Consider the following 4918-nt stretch of genomic DNA (forward strand, 5'->3'; position numbering starts at 1 on the left):
CCCGATGCTTCTTTACCTGGGGCAACCCCAAGACTACGCATAAATCTACGCTCTGATAAATAGCGCTTGGTAGGTTTGCCCGACTTTCTTCCCCGGCGCGTAATTATTTCTGGTTTACCGTTGCGATCAAAGTAGTTCTCCAGCAGGTAAATCTGACTGATGAGAACTGACTTTCTTCGGGGTTAGCAGGAGGTTTCCCAGTTTGCCAATCAAAGATTTGTTTGGTCAGATTCGGATATTTGGGCAAGCGCGGCGGTGCGTCCTTAAATTCGAGCGGTGCTTTCTGGGGTGGGAATATGTCTGATAAATACCAATTCTCCTGAGTAAGCAACAACCAAATTTCTTTCAGGGATTTGAACTGGCGCTGCAATTTCCCCATAAATAAGAGCCCGCCGCCAGCGACTTTTTTTAACTCGCTCCAGGCAGGCCGCACCAGCATTACTACTCTCCGGAAAGAAGGACGTTCTACTGGTGAAATATCCTTGGCCCGGTTGGCGCGGGTTAGGGCTTTTAACAGTTGCACTTGTAGATCTTCAATTTGAAGTTTTAGATTTTGGATTTCGTCGGCTTCGTTCATACAAACTTCGTTCAAATTACAGAGTTCCCCTGCGCCTACTTTCCGGTTTCCCTATCCGGTAGCGGGTTTCTGATGTCTAGCTCTCAGGGTCTTATGGGGGAAGAAAGGCTCGCAAAACGCCATCCATGCGAGCCTGGGTGAAACGCCTTTATCTGTTCAGTACCATCTTGTGCTGACTAGGCATTAATCGCCGGACATCACCTCCTTAAAATGCAGAACCTCAAACACTGTTGTCAGATACTCGTCCTTAAGTTTTCAAGGGAAATTATCAGGCACGAACTTTCCGCGTCTAGGACGGTGGACAACACGCCTGGCTATTTCACCTCAAGGTTTGTCTTCATAAAGCAGCACACTTTTATCAGCTTCCGTTGTGATATATAAGCCTTTCGCGATTATGTCGGCCGGTAACTTTTTGCTGGATTGCACATACCATGAATCAAGAGCATAAAGCTGGCGTAGCTCCTTTAAAGCCGCATCTCTAGTACCAGCTTCACAAAATATAAACCCGGTGAAAGTGTGCCGTAGAACATAAATGAACCTATCCTCATCAAACACCGGGTAAACAGCTACAGTGCCGCGAACGACTGAAGCAATTGAGTCAGGTTGATAGTCTTCGCCACCAGAGGAAAAGTCAATTGTACTAATCATGGTTTTTTGCTTTGATAACTATGGCGAACCGTTTTTGTAGGTAATCGAAGTACGCCTCTCCCAGTTCGGTTTGAGCGCCCTTACAACCAAATAAGTCGGCGATGATGTCTTCCCTACTTACTCCCTCGGTTAAAGCCTGATTAATGGCTTTCCCAGACGCCGCATCCATCGTTTCTGGGAACTGAGTCCTGAAGTCTGGGATAACTTCCTCTTCTTCTACTTCCTCGTCACCCTGCGATGGCAAAAACTTCTGCTTCATGGTACGATGCTCTGGCGTTCCCTCGCGACATCCCCATGTCTGGGTTATCGCTGCATCCAGCGGGATACCTTCTGAAACTAAATACCCAGCATTGGTAAACTTATCTGTGGCATTAATCTCATCGACTGCCAGAATTTCGCCTTCAGCGCTACCAAATTCAGCTATGAGCGAGGGCATTTCATCTAGGAAGAGAAGCCCCTGTGATTTACTCGCCATTGCCAGACGGTGCTATACTCCCTCTAACAGCAATTGTTTCCTATCAATAGCCAATATTTGATTCACTTCATCATCAATCTCGTCAGCCAATACTGTTTCGGGTCCCATCGATAAAGCACCGGGAGCGCTCCCGGTAGCAGCTACTAACAAGAGGAGTTTCTGTTGTTTGTTATCCTGGTAAATCTTAGGGATTAGTTTGGCTCTGTTACTGTTAAACCCGTCAGGTAAGCTGACATCATTTTCAGTGATGACGAAGTTACGAGTATAAGTTTGGTTGCTCCCATTCTTCTCTACTTGTCGCCATACCTGTAGTTTCGTGATCGGATAGGCTTATGAACCGACTAGGCAACAGATAGAAGCCCATGACAAACCAACGAATAACCGCTGATTTTTTGCTAACCTTTCCATCTGTCTTGCGTTGGTTAAGTACGTAGGAAACGGTAATCAGCACTGCTCAGGAAGTTGCAGTAAGGGTGAGTGTCATCTCTGGGGAAACCAAGCTGTGGAATTCAATTAAATCCCAATATCCACCTTGGCAACCTATCAACATTGCACCACATAATAGGATTGCTAATTCTTTGTTTCCTTCAGCAATTGCTATGATGTAACCGCAATAGCCAAGTACTCCCAAACGTAACAGCATGATGGGAAAGTGGCAGGGAGGATTGAGTCTGGCTAAGTATGCAGCACCGCAAGAAATGGAAGCATAAAGTACCAACTCGTTAGCGTTTTTCAAATGTCTGAGCATTGTTGTCTCCCAATTGAATCTGTGTCAGGGCGAGTGTTAACCCGCCCATGAATTGCTAGACTCTAGTTTTTGTAAGCGCTGAGGACGTACTCAGACATTTGCTTTTGACGATCGCCATCGAACTTTATGCTTTCAGCTAGTGCATCAGCTAGAATCTTTTTGTGGGATTCTAAGACCTCAAACTCTACATCGATAAGTTTGGATTCTTCACCGTACACAGTCTTGTCGTAATAGTTGATGTCAGCTGCTGTACGTTTCTCTTTGAATTGGTTGCGAACGTTGGTACGGTGTTCTAATTTGGTAGCGCTGGACTTATATCCAGCCACGATCAGAAATATCTCTGCTGTTTCCTTATCCCAGGATTCCTGATGTTTGATAGCAGCTTTGGTTACCAACTTGTGGAACTGTGCCAGCTTAATTTCTGCTCCCATGAGACGACGAATCTGTCTGAGCATTTCGGATCGATCCGCCTTTATCTTCAAAACTCCATGACATTTTAGCGAGACTGACATGATACAAGTACCGGAAAGATTTTAATTTTTAATTGTTGATTTCCTAAAGCAACTAGAAGAATTCGAGAAAATCTCTGGTTACATCTCCTATTGCCAGTTAGTAGTTAGTGAATATTCTCAAGGATTAGTTAAGGAAATTAAGAGCAAACAATGGCGATGAACTGGATCTTTAATAACGCAAGTTGCTAGTTATAAACAAGCGCGTTGCCAGCTGGCAAGCTGGCAAGCTTGCCAGCTGGCAAGCTTGCTAATTGCTAATCTTGGATTTTTACCAATTTCGCCATTAGCCATTAGCCAGCCGCTCCCAGAGAGATAACTAGCAACTTGAGTTAATATAGAGTTGAATGGGACTGGCACATCCAGAGATTCATTCCAGTTCCCTTCACTAACTTATAACTAAAGTAGCGGAACGGGAGATTTGAGCTAGCCAGATATTTTGACTTTTCCCTCGCTGGCTACTTTAATTAAAATTAGTTGGACTTCGACTGTGCGACTTCGCCTATATAGAAGCCGTGCCTGGCAAGCTGACTTATTTCGCCCTCTTTATATCCTGAGATTGGGTAACAGTGGTCGGCTTTAAGAAGCAGTTTTTGGAGCCAGAATTATAATCAATTAGAGTAAGCGCCGTGTTTAATTGCAGGTATTACACTTCCCATAACTTTAGAAAAACTTGTACCCGATGCGGCTACAATTAATTGGTCGAGTGATTTAGTAAAAAATGCCGGTTCAATTCAGGAGCGAAATTATTAATGAAACTTGGGAGGCTAGCAAGTATCGAGTCTCAATTATAAATTAATATCAGTAGGATATAGGCAAGATGCAGTTTCAGGAAATGAGGCTGTATTTTCCTGGGATGCGCCTTTATCTTCTGCTCCCGATAGAGCATACTTGAAGTACTTGATAGAACAGCCAAGCGACACAACCATCAAAGTTCAACTGTGGCAGGGAGATGGCAATGACGGTCTAACACTAATCCCTAACACGATTGGTATTTCCACCGACGCCAACTTTAATAACGCTGTAAATATTAATTACGGTGACACCGAGAATTTTCCGATTAAATGGGTAACTCTCCAATCGCAAGAGATTGCTATGGTCGTTGCGGTAAGACCAGATAACAATGCTGGGCTATGTTCAGCTGGTTTTCTTTGTCCTGCGGTTAAACCAAATTGGTGGTCTAATAGCTCTCTATACCCTGAGGCGCCTCATCGAAATGATATTGGTAAATTTAGGGTGTTGCCGGGAAATCCTCTATTCCCCAATCACCACGAGATTTTATTTAATCCCGAGAACTTCTCAGTGAGCATTAATCCAGGTGGAACTAGAGATTTGTTAAAGCGAATAGTTCTATGCTCAAGTACTCAAGGTGGAATTGTTGGTTTAACTTCTTCTGATTTTGGCATTATTACTTCTGGTGGGTTAAGTAGTCTGTCTCAATTAACTATTGATGGACAGACCTGGGTAAATATCCGCGTGAATTGGTGGTCGCTAGCGGTGAGGATAGCTTGATGATATTGATTTGGGGAGAGCAAGAGTTGGTTAATGTGAGTGAGTGAGCATCTCCACTGTTGCCGCCTAACGAGACTCCTGTCAGCGAGTGGGACACAAGGGACTTTCGCGGTTTGTGGAATCGCCGATGCTGGTCTCGGAGGGAAACCCTCCCAATTGTACCCCGTGCCGTGGCAAGTCTACCCCCGCTAAGGAAGCACTGGGGATTCTCTGTAGTCACCCTGCGAAAGTGTTGCCTTGCGGGGTGGCTAGATTTTTGGGTTTCCCATCCAAAAAACAGGAGAAAATATCATGGTACGAGAGTTTTTCTCGGATTCTAGCCGATCGGATCGTCCTGTTTCGTCTTCAGAAATGCCGGAACGGGAAAAAGTGCAGTTTTTGATTATCAGTTCCCGCGAAGGAGTGCAAGAACAAATCCGCAATTTTTACGTAATGGGATTTGCTCAGGT

General features: G+C 44.7%; 7 protein-coding genes. 1 reads left to right on the forward strand and 6 read right to left on the reverse strand.

From position 1 onward, the window contains the following. Positions 1 to 103: 103 nt before the first annotated feature. The 6 genes from MiSe_RS47620 to MiSe_RS47645 form a co-directional block, all read right to left on the reverse strand. The gene (locus tag MiSe_RS47620; protein ID WP_226594225.1) at positions 104 to 577 is read right to left on the reverse strand and encodes a hypothetical protein; all 474 of its coding nucleotides are present in this window, start codon (positions 575 to 577) and stop codon (positions 104 to 106) included. A 324-nt stretch (positions 578 to 901) separates the two neighbouring features. After that, complete coding sequence (locus MiSe_RS47625) at positions 902 to 1225, reverse strand: hypothetical protein (protein WP_226594228.1); 324 nt, start codon at positions 1223 to 1225, stop codon at positions 902 to 904. Then, entirely contained in the window at positions 1218 to 1661 is a 444-nt protein-coding gene (locus MiSe_RS47630) for a hypothetical protein (protein ID WP_226594230.1), read from the reverse strand. The genes MiSe_RS47625 and MiSe_RS47630 overlap by 8 nt, the downstream gene beginning before the upstream one ends. Before the next feature lie 51 nt (positions 1662 to 1712). After that, on the reverse strand, positions 1713 to 1850 hold the full coding sequence (locus MiSe_RS47635; RefSeq protein WP_226594232.1) for a hypothetical protein: 138 nt from the start codon (positions 1848 to 1850) through the stop codon (positions 1713 to 1715). A gap of 304 nt (positions 1851 to 2154) precedes the next feature. Beyond that, positions 2155 to 2448: a hypothetical protein gene (locus MiSe_RS47640; RefSeq protein WP_226594236.1), complete on the reverse strand. Its 294-nt coding sequence runs from the start codon at positions 2446 to 2448 to the stop codon at positions 2155 to 2157. 62 nt (positions 2449 to 2510) lie between these two features. Next, positions 2511 to 2960, reverse strand: a complete 450-nt coding sequence (locus tag MiSe_RS47645) for a hypothetical protein (protein WP_226594242.1) — start codon at positions 2958 to 2960, stop codon at positions 2511 to 2513. Between the two features lie 897 nt (positions 2961 to 3857). Here MiSe_RS47645 and MiSe_RS47650 point away from each other — a divergent pair. Next, the gene (locus tag MiSe_RS47650; protein WP_226594249.1) at positions 3858 to 4469 is read left to right on the forward strand and encodes a hypothetical protein; all 612 of its coding nucleotides are present in this window, start codon (positions 3858 to 3860) and stop codon (positions 4467 to 4469) included. The last annotated feature ends 449 nt before the right edge of the window (positions 4470 to 4918 follow it).

Source organism: Microseira wollei NIES-4236, from assembly GCF_020521235.1.
In the GTDB taxonomy this organism is placed as follows: Bacteria; Cyanobacteriota; Cyanobacteriia; order Cyanobacteriales; family Aerosakkonemataceae; genus Microseira; species Microseira wollei.

Coding starts and splice junctions, on each gene's coding strand:
- MiSe_RS47620 (WP_226594225.1), bottom strand. CDS start 577: ATGAACGAAGCCGACGAAATCCAAAATCTAAAACTTCAAATTGAAGAT.
- MiSe_RS47625 (WP_226594228.1), bottom strand. CDS start 1,225: ATGATTAGTACAATTGACTTTTCCTCTGGTGGCGAAGACTATCAACCT.
- MiSe_RS47630 (WP_226594230.1), bottom strand. CDS start 1,661: ATGCCCTCGCTCATAGCTGAATTTGGTAGCGCTGAAGGCGAAATTCTG.
- MiSe_RS47640 (WP_226594236.1), bottom strand. CDS start 2,448: ATGCTCAGACATTTGAAAAACGCTAACGAGTTGGTACTTTATGCTTCC.
- MiSe_RS47645 (WP_226594242.1), bottom strand. CDS start 2,960: ATGTCAGTCTCGCTAAAATGTCATGGAGTTTTGAAGATAAAGGCGGAT.